The sequence below is a fragment of the Hoeflea sp. Naph1 genome, assembly GCF_046837775.1.
Classification (GTDB): Bacteria; Pseudomonadota; Alphaproteobacteria; order Rhizobiales; family Rhizobiaceae; genus Hoeflea.
In genome coordinates this window covers 403,706-420,322 of record NZ_CP177286.1, presented here as the reverse complement: position 1 = coordinate 420,322, position 16,617 = coordinate 403,706, and the positions used below count along the sequence as shown (strand labels likewise).

Genomic DNA, 16,617 nt, shown 5'->3' with positions numbered 1-16,617 from the left:
CTGCTGATTTGAACCAATGACCGGAGCATAAACCATCAGATCTTGCGCTGGTAGTGCCATCCGAGTTGTGGACGACAGATAACCCCAAATTTCCCAAAAGCGCTGCGCATCCAATTGGATGCGCAAAGGACGCTGGATCTCTTTGAATCAGTGCATGTACAGCTCATTCTTTTTTGCGTGAAGGCGTTCTCATTATGGTGGATCGTGTCCGCTGTCAGTCAGCGGGCCGAAGATACCCAGGGTCCGCTCCCGGCCAGTTTTGACGGTTGGTTGATCATCGGCCAATTCAATTCGCGGGACCCCGGTTTTGCTAACCATGGGTTCAAAGGGACATCTGACGATCTCCGCGGGCCCCTAAATACTGGCCTGGATAATGACCCGATTGGCGGTGCGCTGAAACTGGCATAAGACAGTGTCTCCGCTGATCAGGATCACCGACATGTTCATGGACTACATACCCGGCCTGCCCATCCTTGCTGCGTTTGCTCTTGCGACGCTTTTGCTGGCGATCACACCCGGCCCGGACATGACCTTGTGGATGAGCCGGACCATACGCGACGGTCGGGCCATCGGCCTGATGACCCTGCTCGGCACCAATCTCGGCATTGGCATACACACGCTGCTTGTGGCCTTCGGCGTGTCGGCGCTGGTGGTTGCCTCCCCGGTGGCCTTTCTGGTTCTGAAAACCGGAGGTGCCGGGTATCTTCTGTGGCTCGCCATTCAGGCTGTGCGCAACCGGTCGGTTCTCTCGGTCAAAACCACAGGCAAAACCAATGCGTCGATGGGCAAGGCATTTCTCAATGGCCTGTGGGTCAATCTGCTCAATCCGAAGGTGATCATCTTCTTCATGACCTTCCTGCCGCAATTCGTCAGCGTCAGTGATCCGCATGTGACCGGCAAGCTGATCTTTCTCGGGTTGCTGTCGATTCTGATTGCGCTGCCGATTGCCATTGTCGTTGTACTTGGCGCAAACGGGCTGGCGGATTGGTTGAAGCGCAAACCGCAGGTGATGCGGATCGTGGATTATGTCTTTGCGGCGGTGTTTTCGGTTTTTGCGGTGAAGATCCTGCTGACCCAAAGCCGCTGATCAGGTGTCACTCTCCACTGGTCCAGCCCGTTCGCTGGGCAGCCAGCGGCCGGCATTGCGGCCGGTCAGCAGCCAGTAGACGCTGGCGCCGATAATGGCGCAGGCGGTGCGAATGGCGATCAGCATGGCGGGCTCAAGCGTATCGGTGGTGTCGGTCGAATAGCCGGAGACGTAGGGCAGGCCGGCAATGGCAAGCGCCAGCACGGCGCCGGCAAGCGCATGGCTGAGCCAGTCGCGCAGCCGCATGAATTCGAACACGGCGATGATCGTCAGCGCCGGCAGCAACACCGCGCGGGCAAAGATGCTGGCAACGCCGAACACGCCGATGGCCAGCGTTACCGTGAGTTCAAGCTCGTCAATCCTGCCAAAATCGGCGGGCACGATCAGTCGGGCCAGAAATACATAGGCCAATGCCGCCGCCACACAGCCGAGGAAAAAGCCGAAAGCAATCGAAAACAGGCGGACGAGCAGGCGCATCATATCGCTCATGGCGGTGTCAGTCGGCGCCGTGGCCGGCGATCATCATGGCTTCGAGCGCCAGCCGATCGGTCTTGCGCATACGCTCGGACTCGCTCTTGAGCTGGCCGCAGGCGGCAAGGATGTCGCGTCCACGCGGGGTGCGGATCGGCGAGGCGTAGCCATTGGCATTGATGAAATCGGCGAATATCTCGATTGTCTCCCAATCCGAGCACTCATAGGCCGAACCCGGCCAGGGATTGAACGGAATCAGGTTGATCTTGGCGGGAATACCCTTGAGCAGCCGCACCAGTTCCTTGGCGTCGGAAAGGCTGTCATTGACGCCCTTGAGCATCACATACTCAAAAGTGATGCGGCGCGCATTGGAGACGCCGGGATAGGTCCGGCAGGCATCAAGCAGCTCTTTTAAAGGGTATTTCTTGTTGATCGGTACCAGTTCGTCGCGCAACTCGTCGCGCACCGCGTGCAGCGAAATCGCCAGCATGACACCGATTTCTTCGCCGGTGCGAACGATGCCGGGCACCACGCCGGAAGTCGACAGCGTGATGCGGCGGCGTGACAGGGCCAGCCCGTCGCCATCGGCGGCGATCAGCAGAGCCTTCTTGACATGATCGAAATTATACAGCGGCTCGCCCATGCCCATCATGACGATGTTGGTGACCTTGCGGCCTTCGGTCGGCACGATCGCGCCTTGGGGCGTATCCTTGTGGGGGAAATCGCCGAGCCGGTCACGGGCGACCAGCAATTGCGCCAGCACCTCGTCTGCGGTGAGGTTGCGCACCAGCTTCTGGGTACCGGTGTGGCAGAAGGTACAGGTCAGCGTGCAGCCAACCTGGCTGGAGATGCAAAGGGTTCCGCGGCCTTGCTCGGGAATATAGACGGTTTCGACCTCGACCGGCCGGCCGGCGCCGCGTGGCGGAAACCGCATCAGCCATTTGCGGGTGCCGTCGTTGGAAATCTGCTCCTCGACAATTTCCGGACGGGCAACCGTAAAATGGGCGTCGAGTTTTTCGCGCAGATCCCTGGAAATCGTGTGCATGTCGGCGAAATCCGAGGCGCCGCGGACATAGAGCCAGTGCCAGAGCTGGCTGGCGCGCATCTTGCGCTGCCGCTCGGGCACACCGGCTTCGGCCATCGCTGCAGCCAGTTCCTCGCGGTTGAGACCGACAAGGGTCGGCTTGCCGTCGATTGCCTGCGGGGAAGACGGGCGGACGGGGCGTGCGGAAGGGTCTGTCAGGTCAAGGGTAACTGGCATCAGGGGTTCGGCGCTCATGTTTAACGAAGGCCGGGTCCTATCAGGTTTTGCCGGGCGCGTCACCTCCATCCGCATGGGGTGCGCTGAGGCGCGCACTAGAGGCAGCCCTGATGGCGGTTGATGCCGTGGCAAGCCGGCCCAGCAGTTGCCGTACCAGCCGGGTTGGGCCATTGGACGGAACTGGCGGCGCGGTGTGGAGGGCAACGGCTTCGAAACAATGTGGAATGTGACCGTCACGGGTGTGCGTGGCAGTCTCGCGCCAGGGCCCCAGCTTCAGGGCCATCATCGTGGCGTGGTCGTAATAGCTCATATCCGGTCTCCTTGTTTCCGGATCAGACCAGATCGCTGCTGACACCCTGTTGTCAGGGGTGGGTGCTATACTGTCAGGAGTGGTCAGGGAGCCTTTGCCATGCGCCGATCAAACCGCCTGTTCGAAATCATCCAGATTCTGCGCTCGGCCGAACGGCCGATGACGGCCGAGATGCTGGCGCGGCAAAACGAGGTTTCGGCGCGGACGATCTACCGCGACATTTCCGCCCTGCAGATCATGGGCACGCCGATCGAGGGCGAACCCGGCATCGGCTATGTGATGCGCAAGGGCTACGATCTGCCGCCGCTGAATTTCGATCTCGAGGAAATCGAGGCATTGAGGGTCGGGCTGGCGCTGCTGTCGCGCACCGGCGACAGTGCCTTGCAACACGCGGCGCGGCGGATTCATGCCAAGGTTGACGCGCTGCATGGCCCGGCCGACTGGCTGCAGGTGACGCCCTGGGGCGCGCCGCTGGATGACCCGGCCAAGGGCTGTGTGTCAGTTTCAAGCCTGCGTGACGCCATTCGCAATGAACGCAAATTGCGGCTGACCTATCGCGATGACCAGGAACAGGAAACAGTGCGCACGGTGCGGCCACTGGCGCTGGTCTATCATCTCGAATGCATGATGCTGGCCGGCTGGTGTGAACTCAGGGCCTCGTTCAGGCATTTCCGCACCGACCGTATTTACGGCTGCGATGTTCTCGATGACCGCTTCTCCGGTCAATCCGAGGCGCTGAGGGCGATCTGGCTGGAGCAGAACCCGTGGGGCGAAGCCAGCGCCGGAGCCTGAATTGAAGGCGTAATCAGGAACGATCAGCTTTGCGCGAGACAGCGCTTGGCAAAGGCGGTGATGGCGTTGCCAGTGGTGACCCCGCGCATGACCGTGCCCTGTTCAGAGAAATGCACCGATATGCGCTTGGGAGGTGCGGGCAAGTTTACTGCGAGGAGATTTGCAATTTGCTCTGGCGACAATGGAGGGGTCAGCAGGATATCGTCTCCCTGTCGGCGACGCCAAATGGCGTCGCGGAAGAGAAATTGGGTATAGTTCTTGAGGTTCTCCGCAGTTATGACGCTGTCGGTCCGTATGTAAATGTCGGCACGCAGGGTCTCCGTCCAGCCGTCACGGACTCGGTCGACGGTGTTCGGGACCCACGTATTGAGGACAAACCTCAATTGCGGTCCCTTCGAGCAGATCATCCACAGGCCGGACCAATGCCTACCACCGCGTGCGATCCGGATGCTGTCGGTGGCGACGATATCGTCGAGCGGCGGCAGTGTTTCGCCGCGGTCATGCCAGTAGGCAATGACCAGGACGAGGGTAAAGGCAAGAATGCCGAAAAGAGGTTTTCTGACCTTCTTCCATCGCACGCCCAGTATCCGGTCGACTTTTTTGGTGTCGGGTTGATCATTGCGCTTCACGGCAATTCTCTCATGGGGCGGGTGACGTAGTGGCGGCAAACTATATCACCATCACCCGACACGCTGTGCGTGATCTGCGCGGTGGTTAACGCATGAGTGGCGATTGGCGGCGATCCGTCATTGCGGCGCCGGGGGCGTCAGTACGGCGTCGACAAAGCCCGAGATGTTGGTGGGAGTGAGCGCCGGTTCTGCGGCGAGTTGTTCCATGCCGATCAGCGCGGCATAGAGGAACGAGGCGCGCGAGCGGGCTTCGGGGCCTGTCAGTCCGGCGGCGCGCAGTTGCAGGGTCAGAAATGCCAGTCGTTCGGCATCGGCGTCACGGACAACTGCCTGAACCGCCGCATCGCCGCTGGCCCAGTGGCGGATCGCGGTTTCGGCCATGGCGCCGCCATAATCGCGCGCTGGAACATCGAGAACGTCTTCGAACAGCCGGATAATCAGCGCGCGCGGCGCCAGCTCTGCTGCTGTCAGCGACGTGATCAGGTCATGAGTTGCGACCTGTTGCCAGTGGCTCACCATCGCTGCCTTGAGTGCTGCCAAATCCTTGAAATGCCAATAGAACGAGCCCTTGGTGACATCGAGCGCGCGGCACAACAGATCAACCCGAATGGCGCTCGGGCCGTCAGCGGTCAGCAACCGGAAGGCTGCCTTGATCCAATCCTGTGGGGTGAGTCGCTGTTGTCGGGTCATAGTCAACCATACTCAAAGTATTGACAGGGGCAACAGGATTATGCTGGATAGAGTACATACTCAAAGTATGGAGAAAGCCGATGTATCAGACGATCAATCCGGGCCGGGCGGCCAGGACGGCGGGTTGGCTGTTGTTGTTGCTGGTGGCAAGTTTCATCACCCTGGTTCCCGGCGGGCCGGTTGAAACCCGCGATTTCAGCGCGCTTGGCGGCCCGGTGTTCTGGGGCTTCAACGTGTTTCTGGTTTTGCTGGGACTGATTGCCATCGGCGCGGCGATAGGCTTGCTCGGCGGAAGGCCGAAAGCTGCGTGGGCGGCGATTGCTGCCTGCTGGGGCTATGTGTTCGTGGTGCTGCTGGATCTTGGCGGCGTGTTTCCGCGCTCGCCGGATCCGATCCCGCTGATGCTGGGACTAATCGAGATCTTCGATCTGATTCTTGCCTTCTATGTTGGGCTTCTGAGCCACAAGGCGCTGGGGCATCTGTGAGCGGGCGATAAAGGCTGGTGACCCAATGCAAAAAAGGCCGGGGTCAACCGGCCTTCTCATTGCTGCGGAGCGGGTGGCTCGCGCTTTATTTGCAGCTGGCGATCTTGCTGAGCGCCGCGGTCACGCCCTTGAGCGAGTAGCTGTAGGAGGTGTTGGTGCCGCGTCGCGACACCGCCTTGACCGACATCGTCGATCCCGCCTTCATGGCAGCCACCAGTTGCGGCTCCTGGGCGGCGTTTTCGACCCAGCCGGAATTGCCACGGCTGAACATGGTGAAATTCCGACCGTCAATGTTGACGGTGATCTTGGAGGATTCCTGTAGCGGGTAACCCATCATCGCGTTCGGCTCGTAGCTGACATTCTGCCCCGGGCGTTGCGAAATCAGGAAAAAGATGTCGCCGTGATCGACATTGGTGGGGGCCGAACTAATCGGCACTGACAGCACATAGCAAACCTTGCCGCCCGCCGAATCGTACGAGTAGGCGCCCCAGGCGTCGAATTGCTGGATTCTGGTGGGCGATTGCGCCCACGCGGCGGCGGTCAAAGCAAAAAGCGCCGTCACTGCGGTTGCGATTGTCTTCCCAAACATGATTTTCCTACCAGTTCGTGGTCTCGTTTTGCGGGCCTCTGGCCCAGATAGTTCTCGCGGATGGCGAGTTGATTGGTTCATTTTGACTTAATCCTGGTTACCAAAGCGTCAATGAAACCCCATCAGGAGGTGAACGTGCCGCGATTTGGTTTTGTCGGGTCCCTTGCTCACCGTTTGTAACAACGTGAATCCGGCAAGAGTTTGACCTTTGCCAATTCCCGTGTAGGTGTTTGTCAGATGATTTCGGGTGCTGGCCGGTCGCAATCAGGCAACGGAGTTCTGCGCGGTGAATGTCGAATAATATGAAACAGCGGTTTGCCCGACTCACCGAGGCAGTGGCCGTCAGGCGGGACCAGCAGGCGTTCGCCGAATTGTTCGATTATTTTGCGCCACGGCTCAAATCCTATCTGCAGCGGCTTGGCATGGCCCCTTCACAGGCCGAGGAAATGACCCAGGAAGTGATGATCGTGCTGTGGCACAAGGCGGCAATGTTTGACCCGGCCAAAGCCTCGCTCTCTACGTGGCTGTTCCGTGTTGCCCGCAATCGCCGCATCGATGCGCTCAGACGCGACCGCTCGGACCTGCTCGATCCGCACGATCCGGCCCTGCAACCATCCCCGGTGGAGACTGCCGACGATATTGTCGAGGCCGAGGAACGCGACCAACTGGTTCGCGCAGCGATGCTTGAACTGCCTGAGGAGCAGGTGATGCTGTTGCAACAGGCGTTTTTTCTTGGCCGCTCGCACAGCCAGATCGCCGAAGACACCGGATTGCCCTTGGGCACTGTCAAATCCCGTATCCGGCTGGCGTTCGCGCGGTTGCGCCGCAGCTTGGAACAGGGCGACGGCGACATGACGCTGCATTGAGCGGGCTAATTCGGCCCGAAGCTGCCTGATTGGCTGCGATTTTGGCGCCCGAAGCCGGGTTTCAGCCGGTTTGCGCGTCTTCGCCCAGTTCGGCCAGCGCCTTGCGGGCGGCGGCGCGGTGAGCGTCGGTCATGTTGGAGCGGATGGTGGCGATCGCCAGCGTCAGCACGGCGATATCGTCAGAGAATCCGACCAGCGCCAGAAAATCGGGGATCGCGTCCATCGGCATGATGAAATAGGCCAGCGCGCCAAACAGCACCGCCCTCGACTTGGTCGGCGTCTGCGGGTCAAGCGCGCAATAATAGGCCGCCACCAGGTCCTCGGCAAAGGGGATCTGCCGCGCCGCCTTTTTGAAGGTGCGCCAGAAGCCGGCGCGCACCGAGGCCTCGTTGGCGGCCTTGTCCGATTTGCCGAATTTGGTTTCCGGCTCGAGAATTTCACCCTCAAGGGCATTCATGCGATGTCCTCCGGGACAGATGATCGATCTTTGCCATATGGGTATTTGGCGTGCCTGCTTCAACGTTTGGCGCCGGTCCCGGCGGCAATCCGGTCCATCGCGGTGGCGAGATCGAAGTCCAACCCGGTCAGGCCGCCGGCGTCATGGGTGGTCAGGCGCACCTCGACGCTGCGGTAGACATTTTTCCATTCGGGATGATGATCGAGCTTCTCGGCAACCAGTGCTGCGCGGGTCATGAAGCCGAAGGCCTCGCTGAAATCGGCAAACTTGAAATGTCGCGTGAGCGCGGTTTCACCTGCATCCACCGCCCAGTCGGGAACGCTGGCGAGCTTTTCTAAAACGGCTGTGCTATCGAGTTTCGGGCGCGACATGGGCTACTCCGGGGTCAGAGGAACTGTACAACTATGAAACAGACTAGTGCAGCGGGTGGCGGAAAAAAGGCTCAATTTTCGGTATTGTTCGTCTGCATGGGCAACATCTGCCGGTCACCGCTGGCCGAAGGCATTTTCTGGCAAGGCCTGATGGATGCCGGCCTGGACGAAATGGTCGCGGTCGATTCGGCCGGCACCGGTAACTGGCATGCGGGCGATGGGCCCGATCCGCGTTCGGTGGAAACCGCCGCCGGCCACGGGATCGATATCTCGATGCAGCGGGCGCGCTAGGTGGTGGATGGGGATTATGACCGGTTTGATCTGATTCTGGCGATGGACAGGGCCAATGAGGCGACCCTGCTGGCCCGTGCGCCGGCTGCCCGGCATGAGCGGATCCATTTGTTTCTCGAGTATGCTGTGGCCTCCCGCGCCGACATTCCTGACCCCTATTATGGCGGTGTTGATGGCTTCGAGGATGTCTATCAGTTGCTGCGCGACGGCTGCACCCAGCTGGTTTCCAGGCTCGGCACCGAGTTGCGCCAGCCGAGCGGATAGGCCTCCTCGACGATATAGGGCCCGCCGCCGACCGAATCGCGTGCCGACATCACCACGAAGCGACCGACATCGAAGGGCTGTGCGCGGAAATCGCCGCGGCCGCCGAGATAGTCGACCACATCGACAAGCCGCGGGTTCCTGAGTCGCGCCAGCGTCACATGAGGTGAAAACCGCCGCGGATCGGGGGCAAGGCCCAGCCGCTGGCAGATCCGCTCGATTTCAGCCTGCAGCGCCTTGAGTTCGATTGAGGGCGCGACGCCGGCCCAGATCGAATGCGGCTTCTTGGAGCCGAATGAGCCCATTCCCGCCAGTGTCAGCGGAAACGACGGCCGATCGATGCGGTCTAGCGCGCTGACCAGTTCGTCGGCGGTTGGTCCGTCGACATCGCCGATAAAACGCAAGGTGATGTGATAATTTTCGACATCCAGCCACCGCGCGCCGGGCAATCCGCCGCGCAAGAGGGAGAGCGACATAGCCGCATCCCGCGGGATTTCGAGTGCGGTGAAGAGCCTTGGCATCGTGATCTCCCCGAATCGTCGGATAGCTCAAGCGAATCATGAGACGGGGCCAAGAGCAAGCGCCGAATGCATGCCGTGCCCGAAAGGTGCTGCTTGCCCACCGCTATCGCCGGACCGGCCGGCCTCGCGGTTTCGCGCTTTATGAGCTGTGGGCAGGATGCGTGTTGTGGGGCGGCCCTCTCTACCCGCCCTTGATTCGTGCCAGGAACGCTTCGGCAACGGGTGCAAAACGCTCGACCATGGTGCTGATTCCTTCAGGGTTGGGGTGCATGCCGTCCGACAACTGCAGCGAAGGATTGCCAGCCACGCCATCGAGGAAAAACGGATAGAACGTCAGATCGTACTTGGCGGCGAGGTCGGGATAGATGGCGTTGAAGCTGGTTTCATAGTCAGCACCCATGTTTGGCGGCGCCAACATCCCGGCCAGCAGCACCGGAATGCCGCGTTCGGTGAGCCGGGCGACCATTGCCTCCAGGTTTTCGCGGGATTTTTCCGGTGGCAGGCCGCGCAGCGCGTCGTTGGCGCCAAGTTCGAGGATGACGCCATCAGCGCCATCGGGAATTGACCAATCGAGCCGCGCCAGCCCGCCCGAGGTGGTCTCGCCCGATACACCGGCATCGATGATCTCGACATCGTGGCCGCGGGCGCGCAATTCGGCCTCGAGCCGGGCTGGAAAACCGTCTTCTGCGGCAAGATTATAGGCCGCCATCAGGCTATCGCCGAAGCCAACCAGCTTCACTGCGCCCTCAGCCTTGGCCTGGCCAGACAGCGCGAAAACAGCGGCGATGGAAAACAACGCGGCGATCAAACCTTTAAAATGCATCAATGGGCTCCTAAGTGCTCGACAACAGTCCGTCCGTCGCCCGTTGCCTTTCCATATAGGATACCCTGCCCGTGTCTCAATCCATTGTTCAACTCCGGCAGGCGCATCTGACGCTTGGAAACGGGGCCTCGTCGGTGCATGTGCTCAAAGGCATCGATCTCGATATCGCCAAGGGCGAATCGGTCGGCCTCGTCGGCCCGTCGGGCTCCGGCAAGTCCACGTTGCTGATGGTGGTTGCCGGGCTTGAACGGCTCGACACCGGCGAAGTCCATGTCGCGGGCCACGCTCTGCACCAGCTCGGCGAGGATGCGGTTGCCGCCGTGCGCGGTCGCTCGATCGGCATCGTGTTCCAGTCCTTCCATCTCATTCCCAACATGACGGCTCTCGAAAATGTCGCGGTGCCGCTGGAACTTGCCGGCCGTGCCGATGCCTTCGAGCGCGCCCGGCGGGAGCTTGTGGCGGTCGGGCTTGGCGAGCGTCTGACCCATTATCCGGGACAGCTTTCGGGTGGCGAACAGCAGCGCGTGGCGATTGCCCGGGCGCTGGCGCCGGATCCGGTGCTGATTGTTGCCGATGAGCCGACCGGCAATCTCGATGGCGAAACCGGACGACAGATCGCCGATCTTTTGTTTGCAAAACAGTCCGAACGCGGCTCGACGCTGTTGCTGGTTACCCACGACGTTACCCTGGCTGATCGCTGCGACCGGCAGGTATCGGTGCGGTCTGGGCGGATCGTTGATACCGATGAAGAGGCTGCGGCAGCAGCAAAGGCAATCGCCTGATGGCCGCGGCCAATCGCCTGCGGCTCGGTCTCGCGATGCGGCTGGCGCTGCGCGAATTGCGCGGCGGGCTGTCGGGATTTTACATTTTTCTCGCCTGCGTGGCGCTTGGCACCGGCGCTATCGCTGCGGTGAACTCGGTTTCCGAGATGATGACCGGGTCGATCACGTCGGAAGGCCGGACAATTCTTGGCGGCGACATCCGCTTCGAGGTCGAGAACCGCGACTTCAGCGATGCCGAGCGAACTTATCTCGAATCACTCGGCACGTCCTCGTCGGGCGCTGGGCTGCGCACCATGGCGCGGCTGCCTGATGGCTCCGACCAGTCGCTGGTCGAACTGCGCGCCGTTGATGACGTCTACCCGCTCTATGGCGAATTGGTGATCGAACCGGCACTGACTTTGGATGAAGTGTTTGCCGAACAGGATGGCGTCTATGGCGCCATTGTGGCGCCGATCTTTCTCGACCGACTGGCACTAAAAATCGGTGACGAGGTTCTGGTTGGTCAGGCGCAGTTTGAAATTCGCGCTGCGATCATCACAGAGCCGGATGCCCTGTCCGAGGGTTTTGGCTTTGCGCCACGGCTGATGATTTCGCGGCAGGCGCTGGATGCCGCCGGGCTGGTCCGGCCGGGCAGCCTGGTTGAACAGAGCTACCGGATAAGGCTTGACGGTGACACCGATGCGCGCGCACTGGCGGCGCTTGGTACCGAGGCCGGAGAGCGTTTTGCCGATGCCGGCTGGCAGGTCCGCACCAGCCAGAACGCGGCGCCGGCGCTGACCCGCAATATCGAGCGGTTTTCTCAATTCCTGACGCTGGTCGGGCTCACCGCGCTGATCGTTGGCGGCGTGGGCATTGCTAATTCGGTGCGTGCCTGGCTTGAAGGCAAGCGCGGCGTGATCGCCACGCTCAAATGTGTCGGCGCACCGGCCCGGCTGGTGGTGGCGATCTACCTGATCCAGGTGATGCTGATTGCCGGCTTCGGTGTGGTGCTCGGGTTGATATTGGGTGCTGTGACACCGTTTTTCGCCGCCGGTGCGCTGTCGAGCGTGATCCCGATTTCGATCGATGCCTCGTTTTATCCCGGTTCGCTGGCCATCGCCGCCGGCTTTGGCCTGATGACGGCGTTTGCGTTTGCGGTGCTGCCGCTGGGCCGCGCCGGCGAAGTTCCGGCCACGGCGCTGTTTCGCCAGCAGGGGTTTGAAGCCAGCGGCCTGCCGCGCTGGCCCTATCTGCTGACCGCCGGGCTGACGCTTGCAGCCCTGTGTGCTGCGGCAATCTGGTTTGCCGACGACCGCCGCATTGCCGGCATCTTCGTTGCCGCCGTGGCGGTGGCGTTTGCCGTGCTCAGGCTTGTCGGCCACGCGGTGCAGGCCGCCGCCCGCCGGTTTCCCACCGTCCGCTCGACGCCGCTCAGGCTTGCCATCGGCAATATCCACCGTCCCGGTGCGCTGACCCCGTCGGTGGTGCTGTCGCTGGGTCTGGGGTTGGCGTTGCTGGTTACGCTGGCGCTGATCGACACCAATTTGCGGCGTGAACTCTCTGGCAATCTGCCCGATCGGGCACCGAATTTCTTTTTTGTCGATATCCAGTCGAGTGAAATCGACGGATTCGAGAAGGTGGTGTCGAGCCTGGCGCCTGAGGGCAAGATCATCAAGGTGCCGATGCTCAGGGGCCGGATTACCGAACTCAAGGGCGAAGCCGTCAGCGTCGACAATGTGCCGCCGCAGGCGCGCTGGGTGCTGCGCGGCGACCGCGGCGTCACCTATGCCAAGAACCTGCCGGAAAATTCACGGCTGTCGGCGGGGCAATGGTGGCCGGCCGATTATCAGGGTGAACCGCTGGTGTCGTTCTCGTCCGAAGAGGCCGGTGAACTGGGGCTCAGCGTCGGCGACACCATCACTGTGTCGGTGCTGGGGCGCTCGATTACCGCGAAAATCGCCAATCTGCGCGATGTAGAATGGGAATCGCTGTCGATCAATTTCGTGATGGTGTTTTCACCCAGCACGTTCGCCGGCGCTCCGCATTCCTGGATGGCGACGCTGTCCGATTCGGGCGCCGACGCGGCGCTCGAAGGCGAGGTGTTGCGCGCCGTCACCCAGGCCTATCCGACCATTACCAGCGTCCGCGTCAAGGACGCGCTGGAACTGGCCAACCGGGTGGTGGGCCAGATCGGCATCGCCATCCGTGCGGCAGCGCTGGTGGCGCTGGTGGCGTCGGTGCTGGTGCTTGCCGGTGCGCTGGCGGCCGGCAACCGCTCGCGAATCCATGACGCGGTGGTGCTGAAGACGCTAGGTGCAACCCGGGCAACGCTGATTCGTGCCTATGTCTATGAATATGGCCTGCTGGGGCTTGCCACGGCGTTGTTTGCGCTGGCGTTTGGCGGCGTTGCGGCCTGGTTTGTCGTCAGCCGGATCATGACGCTGCCATCAAGTTTCATGCCGGATATCGCGCTGGCGACGCTCGCGGGCGCGCTGCTGGTCACCGTCGGGATCGGCCTGTTGGGCACCTGGCGGGTGCTTGGACAAAAGGCTGCACCTGTTTTACGTGAGCTTTAGGGCCAAACCATCTTAATCATTAAGCATTTAGGCTGGTTTTTGTACGTCATGAATGATCAAGGGGCTTGCCGTGAGCGTTGATCATCCTCATATTGTAGTCAGGCATGCTGGAGCCCGGCAGCGGCGCCTGGGTTATGGAGCCCGACACCGTAAACAACACCAGGGCTTATAAAGAGGAAAACATGGCTGACTTTCGCAATTCGAATGTCCGCGTAGCCAATGGCGCCCATGCAGGCGCTGCCATTGATGAAGGCCTTCGCGCCTACATGCTGCGCGTTTACAACCTGATGGCAATGGGCCTCGGCATTACCGGTGTCGCAGCCTACGCGATCGCATTGTTCGCAACCACAAACGATCCGGCTGCCGCTGTGGCAACACTCGGCAACGGCAAGATGCTGACCGGCCTTGGCGCAGCACTTTATGGCTCCCCGCTGAAGTGGGTGGTCATGCTGGCGCCGCTGGGCATGGTGTTCTTCCTGAGCGCCCGCATCGAGAAGATGAGCGTGTCTGCGGCACAGACCACGTTCTGGGCCTTTGCCGCGATGATGGGCATCTCGCTGTCGTCGATCTTCCTGGTCTATACCGGGGCGTCGATCACGCAGACCTTCTTCGTCACCGCCGCTTCGTTCGGCGCGCTGTCGCTGTATGGCTACACCACCAAGAAGAACCTGTCGGCAATGGGCTCGTTCCTGATGATGGGTCTGTTCGGCCTGATCATCGCGATGGTGGTCAACATCTTCCTGCAGTCACCGATGATGCAGTTCGTCATTTCAGGACTTGGCGTGCTAATCTTCGCAGGCCTTACCGCCTACGATACGCAGCAGATCAAGGAAATGTATTACGAGGGTGATACCGACGCCACCGCCGGCCGCAAGGCGATCATGGGTGCGCTGCGTCTGTATCTCGACTTCATCAACCTGTTCATGTTCCTGCTGCACTTCCTGGGTAACCGCGAATAGCAGCAACACATCGGATCTCGAAAAAAGGCGGCCCTCGGGTCGCCTTTTTTGTTGGCGACGTTTCGCGCTGGCGCTAAACCGAAGGTCTGCCCTCACTGGACTGGTACCCGATGATCATCCGCGATGCGACTTCCGCTGATCTGCCCGCCATCACCCGGATCTATTCCGACAGCGTGCAAAACGGTGTCGCCAGCTATGAACTCATGACACCCGACGAGGCCGAGATGGGACGGCGAATGGCGGCGCTGCGGGAAAACTTCTATCCTTATCTGATCGCCACCGACGATGATGGCTGGGTTCTGGGTTACGCCTATGCCTCGGCGTTCCGGACCAGGCCGGCCTATCGCTGGCTGGTTGAGGATTCGATTTATCTGACGCCCGAGGCGCGCGGCCAGGGCGTTGGTCTGGCTTTGCTCGAAGCGCTGATAGGCCAATGCGAAACGCTGGGGTTCCGGCAGATGGTGGCGGTAATCGGTGGTGCTCACCCGGCCTCCATCGCGGTCCACCAGAAAGCCGGATTTGTCAGCGCAGGCATGATTGCCGGTTCCGGTCACAAGCTTGGCCTCTGGCTCGATACGGTGTTCATGCAAAGGCCGCTGGGCGAGGGCAAGGCCACCGATCCGGATCCCGACAGCTATCCAGGCACCCTGTTTGCGGGATAAGGCGGGGTCGCGTTTGCTCTGCTCTGCGTGCCAGTGGGTAACATCGCGCCGGGACAAACAAACTGTTTGCGATATCTACCGCACCAGCCGTGGCGCCTTGTCGAAATATTTCAGCACGATTTCGAGTTCCTGTCCGCGCTTGAGCACCAGCCCGGAGGCGGAAATGATCGAGAAGGCCCCCTGCTTGCGGGCGCGAGAGGGATCTTTCTCAATCCGGTAAAGCGGCACTTCGCTGGTACGGCGAAAGGCTGAGAAAATGGCACGGTCGTGCAAATGGTCGATGGCGTAGTCACGCCAATGCCCCTCGGAAACCATGCGGCCATAGACCCGCAGAATAAGATCGAGTTCGCGACGGTGGAAGGTCACCGGTTCGGGCGTGTTGCGGCGACGCATCTCTGCGAGATCCACGGTCGCGGTATGGGCCGCGGTTCCCTTGGGGCTGCGGCGTGTGGAGTAATCCGCTCCGTCCGCCATCAGGTGGCCTGCAAATCAATGTTCATGGCAGCAGTTTGCCTGACATGGGCGCGAATTCAAGGCGATGGAGGCGGTTTTTTGCCCGCCTGATAACGGCGCGATCATGCGGCAGTGCAGCATCACGAAACACATCAGCCGGTCGCCTTTGTTTACCGCATTCGGTCAGGAAACCGGCCGAAGGCATATTTGAGCCGCATTTTGGCCAAATCCCCGCCCGATTTGGCGTCAACTCTCTGCTCGTTGCCTCAAACGGTCTGAACCGGGGACTTCGGATTGATAGCCCCCCAGCCCCCTCGGAGTCCCCGGGACGGATCAACCGGCAGAAGTCGTTCCCGCGGCCTACTGCTTGGCAACTCCCAAACCCTGATTTTGACCGGCCTCTGGCCGGTCTCTTTTTTATCCGTATTCGTTGGCTTCAATCATTGCTGCGCCGAGGATGCGGCCGGGGGTGCCGTCCTTGCTAACCACCTGCAACAGGATTGCGCAGCCAACGCCGGGGTGGGCCGCGAGCACCGAGGGTGGCAGTTTCAGACTGATGGCGTCGCCGTCCCACATGCCCACGGTCTCAACCTCGCGCACGCTGTGCTTGTAGGTAATCTCGTGGCCGGCGTTCTCACCCTTCTTGATGTCGACGGTGGTGGCTTGATTGAAATAGACGATGACAATGCTGGCCTCGCCCTGGCCATCATCGATGGAAATGTTCAAACCATTGTCGTCAAGGCTTGCTTCGACACCGACCGTCAGCCCCTGGCCGGCGGCCGAGAGCTTGCTCAGAAGCGAGTCGACAGCAGCACCATCGGCGCCATTGGCGTGGTCCCGGCCATTGATCACGGCTTGAGGCGTGTAGACATTCTTGCGCTTGAGGCTGCGTGCGTAGCCATGCTGGCGCGCGGTGCTGGCAGCATTGGAAAGCGTGTCTGCCCAGCCGAGATAGTTCCAGTAATCGACATGATAGCTCAGGCCGAGAACCTCTCCGCTCTCGATCAGCCGGCCCAGTTCGGCATCGGCGGGAGGGCAGGATGAGCAGCCCTGGCTGGTAAACAGCTCGACCACGCCCCGGAAATTGCCGGCCGTGGCGGCATCTGGCTGAGCCACGACGAACATCCCCGTGAGCGCGGGGAGAGCGAGGGCGAGTATGAATGCGCGGGAAGTCATAAACTTGGGGTCCGTTGTAGCTGGCGTCATGATCCGTACTTCTCAAGGGATGTTATCCCCGAGCGACGGACACGACCAAATCACGTTGCGGTGACAGGCTCAAACGAAAAACGCCGGGGCAGTGCC

20 protein-coding genes and 1 pseudogene are annotated in these 16,617 nt (G+C 61.1%); 9 read left to right on the top strand and 12 right to left on the bottom strand.

The window, feature by feature from the left end; translation table 11 throughout:
• The first annotated feature begins 445 nt into the window (after positions 1-445).
• Positions 446-1,087, top strand: coding sequence for a LysE family translocator (locus ACK6D9_RS02030; RefSeq protein ID WP_412051705.1), 642 nt, complete (start codon positions 446-448; stop codon positions 1,085-1,087).
• Here ACK6D9_RS02030 and ACK6D9_RS02025 read toward each other — a convergent pair whose 3' ends face one another.
• The 3 genes from ACK6D9_RS02025 to ACK6D9_RS02015 are packed head-to-tail and all read right to left on the bottom strand — an operon-like array spanning position 1,088 to position 3,129.
• Positions 1,088-1,576: a hypothetical protein gene (locus ACK6D9_RS02025; RefSeq protein ID WP_412050451.1), complete on the bottom strand. Its 489-nt coding sequence runs from the start codon at positions 1,574-1,576 to the stop codon at positions 1,088-1,090.
• Positions 1,577-1,583: 7 nt separating this feature from the next.
• Positions 1,584-2,819, bottom strand: a complete 1,236-nt coding sequence (rlmN, locus tag ACK6D9_RS02020; RefSeq protein WP_322987820.1) for a 23S rRNA (adenine(2503)-C(2))-methyltransferase RlmN — start codon at positions 2,817-2,819, stop codon at positions 1,584-1,586.
• A 40-nt stretch (positions 2,820-2,859) separates the two neighbouring features.
• Positions 2,860-3,129: a hypothetical protein gene (locus tag ACK6D9_RS02015; protein ID WP_412050450.1), complete on the bottom strand. Its 270-nt coding sequence runs from the start codon at positions 3,127-3,129 to the stop codon at positions 2,860-2,862.
• A gap of 99 nt (positions 3,130-3,228) precedes the next feature.
• Here ACK6D9_RS02015 and ACK6D9_RS02010 point away from each other — a divergent pair, with 99 nt between their 5' ends.
• Complete coding sequence (locus tag ACK6D9_RS02010; RefSeq protein WP_412050449.1) at positions 3,229-3,921, top strand: helix-turn-helix transcriptional regulator; 693 nt, start codon at positions 3,229-3,231, stop codon at positions 3,919-3,921.
• 23 nt (positions 3,922-3,944) lie between these two features.
• On the opposite strand, the gene ACK6D9_RS02005 is transcribed toward ACK6D9_RS02010, so the two are convergent.
• Together ACK6D9_RS02005 and ACK6D9_RS02000 are read right to left on the bottom strand one after the other, a co-directional pair.
• A complete protein-coding gene (locus ACK6D9_RS02005) occupies positions 3,945-4,550 on the bottom strand; it encodes a hypothetical protein (RefSeq protein ID WP_412050448.1) in 606 nt (201 codons plus the stop codon).
• Between the two features lie 117 nt (positions 4,551-4,667).
• Positions 4,668-5,240 (bottom strand): TetR/AcrR family transcriptional regulator, encoded by a 573-nt coding sequence (locus ACK6D9_RS02000; protein WP_412050447.1) that lies wholly within the window; start codon positions 5,238-5,240, stop codon positions 4,668-4,670.
• A gap of 80 nt (positions 5,241-5,320) precedes the next feature.
• Between ACK6D9_RS02000 and ACK6D9_RS01995 the strand changes: the two genes are divergently transcribed.
• Positions 5,321-5,725 carry a hypothetical protein gene (locus ACK6D9_RS01995; protein WP_412050446.1) on the top strand — a complete coding sequence of 135 codons (405 nt, stop codon included), beginning with the start codon at positions 5,321-5,323 and terminating at the stop codon, positions 5,723-5,725.
• Positions 5,726-5,810: 85 nt separating this feature from the next.
• Here the strand turns inward: ACK6D9_RS01995 and ACK6D9_RS01990 are convergent, their stop codons facing one another.
• Positions 5,811-6,314: an invasion associated locus B family protein gene (locus ACK6D9_RS01990; RefSeq protein ID WP_322987814.1), complete on the bottom strand. Its 504-nt coding sequence runs from the start codon at positions 6,312-6,314 to the stop codon at positions 5,811-5,813.
• Between the two features lie 290 nt (positions 6,315-6,604).
• Here ACK6D9_RS01990 and ACK6D9_RS01985 point away from each other — a divergent pair, with 290 nt between their 5' ends.
• Positions 6,605-7,180: a sigma-70 family RNA polymerase sigma factor gene (locus ACK6D9_RS01985; RefSeq protein WP_412050445.1), complete on the top strand. Its 576-nt coding sequence runs from the start codon at positions 6,605-6,607 to the stop codon at positions 7,178-7,180.
• A 61-nt stretch (positions 7,181-7,241) separates the two neighbouring features.
• Here ACK6D9_RS01985 and ACK6D9_RS01980 read toward each other — a convergent pair whose 3' ends face one another.
• Entirely contained in the window at positions 7,242-7,637 is a 396-nt protein-coding gene (locus tag ACK6D9_RS01980) for a YkvA family protein (RefSeq protein WP_322987812.1), read from the bottom strand.
• 59 nt (positions 7,638-7,696) lie between these two features.
• Positions 7,697-8,008 (bottom strand): 4a-hydroxytetrahydrobiopterin dehydratase, encoded by a 312-nt coding sequence (locus tag ACK6D9_RS01975; RefSeq protein WP_322987811.1) that lies wholly within the window; start codon positions 8,006-8,008, stop codon positions 7,697-7,699.
• Between the two features lie 96 nt (positions 8,009-8,104).
• Here ACK6D9_RS01975 and ACK6D9_RS01970 point away from each other — a divergent pair.
• A pseudogene (locus ACK6D9_RS01970) lies at positions 8,105-8,563 on the top strand (low molecular weight protein-tyrosine-phosphatase).
• Here the strand turns inward: ACK6D9_RS01970 and thpR are convergent.
• Together thpR and ACK6D9_RS01960 are read right to left on the bottom strand one after the other, a co-directional pair.
• Positions 8,491-9,081: an RNA 2',3'-cyclic phosphodiesterase gene (gene thpR / locus ACK6D9_RS01965; protein ID WP_322987809.1), complete on the bottom strand. Its 591-nt coding sequence runs from the start codon at positions 9,079-9,081 to the stop codon at positions 8,491-8,493. The pseudogene ACK6D9_RS01970 and the gene thpR overlap by 73 nt on opposite strands.
• 181 nt (positions 9,082-9,262) lie before the next feature.
• The gene (locus tag ACK6D9_RS01960; RefSeq protein WP_412050444.1) at positions 9,263-9,904 is read right to left on the bottom strand and encodes an arylesterase; all 642 of its coding nucleotides are present in this window, start codon (positions 9,902-9,904) and stop codon (positions 9,263-9,265) included.
• 71 nt (positions 9,905-9,975) lie between these two features.
• Between ACK6D9_RS01960 and ACK6D9_RS01955 the strand changes: the two genes are divergently transcribed.
• The 4 genes from ACK6D9_RS01955 to ACK6D9_RS01940 all read left to right on the top strand — a co-directional run bounded on the left by ACK6D9_RS01955 (position 9,976) and on the right by ACK6D9_RS01940 (position 14,862).
• Positions 9,976-10,686, top strand: a complete 711-nt coding sequence (locus tag ACK6D9_RS01955) for an ABC transporter ATP-binding protein (RefSeq protein WP_412050443.1) — start codon at positions 9,976-9,978, stop codon at positions 10,684-10,686.
• Positions 10,686-13,241, top strand: coding sequence for an ABC transporter permease (locus ACK6D9_RS01950; RefSeq protein ID WP_412050442.1), 2,556 nt, complete (start codon positions 10,686-10,688; stop codon positions 13,239-13,241). The genes ACK6D9_RS01955 and ACK6D9_RS01950 overlap by 1 nt, the downstream gene beginning before the upstream one ends.
• Before the next feature lie 182 nt (positions 13,242-13,423).
• The gene (locus tag ACK6D9_RS01945; RefSeq protein WP_322987805.1) at positions 13,424-14,200 is read left to right on the top strand and encodes a Bax inhibitor-1/YccA family protein; all 777 of its coding nucleotides are present in this window, start codon (positions 13,424-13,426) and stop codon (positions 14,198-14,200) included.
• A 110-nt stretch (positions 14,201-14,310) separates the two neighbouring features.
• Positions 14,311-14,862, top strand: a complete 552-nt coding sequence (locus ACK6D9_RS01940) for an N-acetyltransferase family protein (RefSeq protein WP_412050441.1) — start codon at positions 14,311-14,313, stop codon at positions 14,860-14,862.
• 75 nt (positions 14,863-14,937) lie between these two features.
• Here the strand turns inward: ACK6D9_RS01940 and ACK6D9_RS01935 are convergent, their stop codons facing one another.
• Both ACK6D9_RS01935 and ACK6D9_RS01930 read right to left on the bottom strand, forming a co-directional pair.
• Positions 14,938-15,336, bottom strand: a complete 399-nt coding sequence (locus tag ACK6D9_RS01935) for a DUF2794 domain-containing protein (RefSeq protein ID WP_322987803.1) — start codon at positions 15,334-15,336, stop codon at positions 14,938-14,940.
• 396 nt (positions 15,337-15,732) lie between these two features.
• Positions 15,733-16,491, bottom strand: a complete 759-nt coding sequence (locus tag ACK6D9_RS01930; protein WP_412050440.1) for a DUF1223 domain-containing protein — start codon at positions 16,489-16,491, stop codon at positions 15,733-15,735.
• Positions 16,492-16,617: the final 126 nt, after the last annotated feature.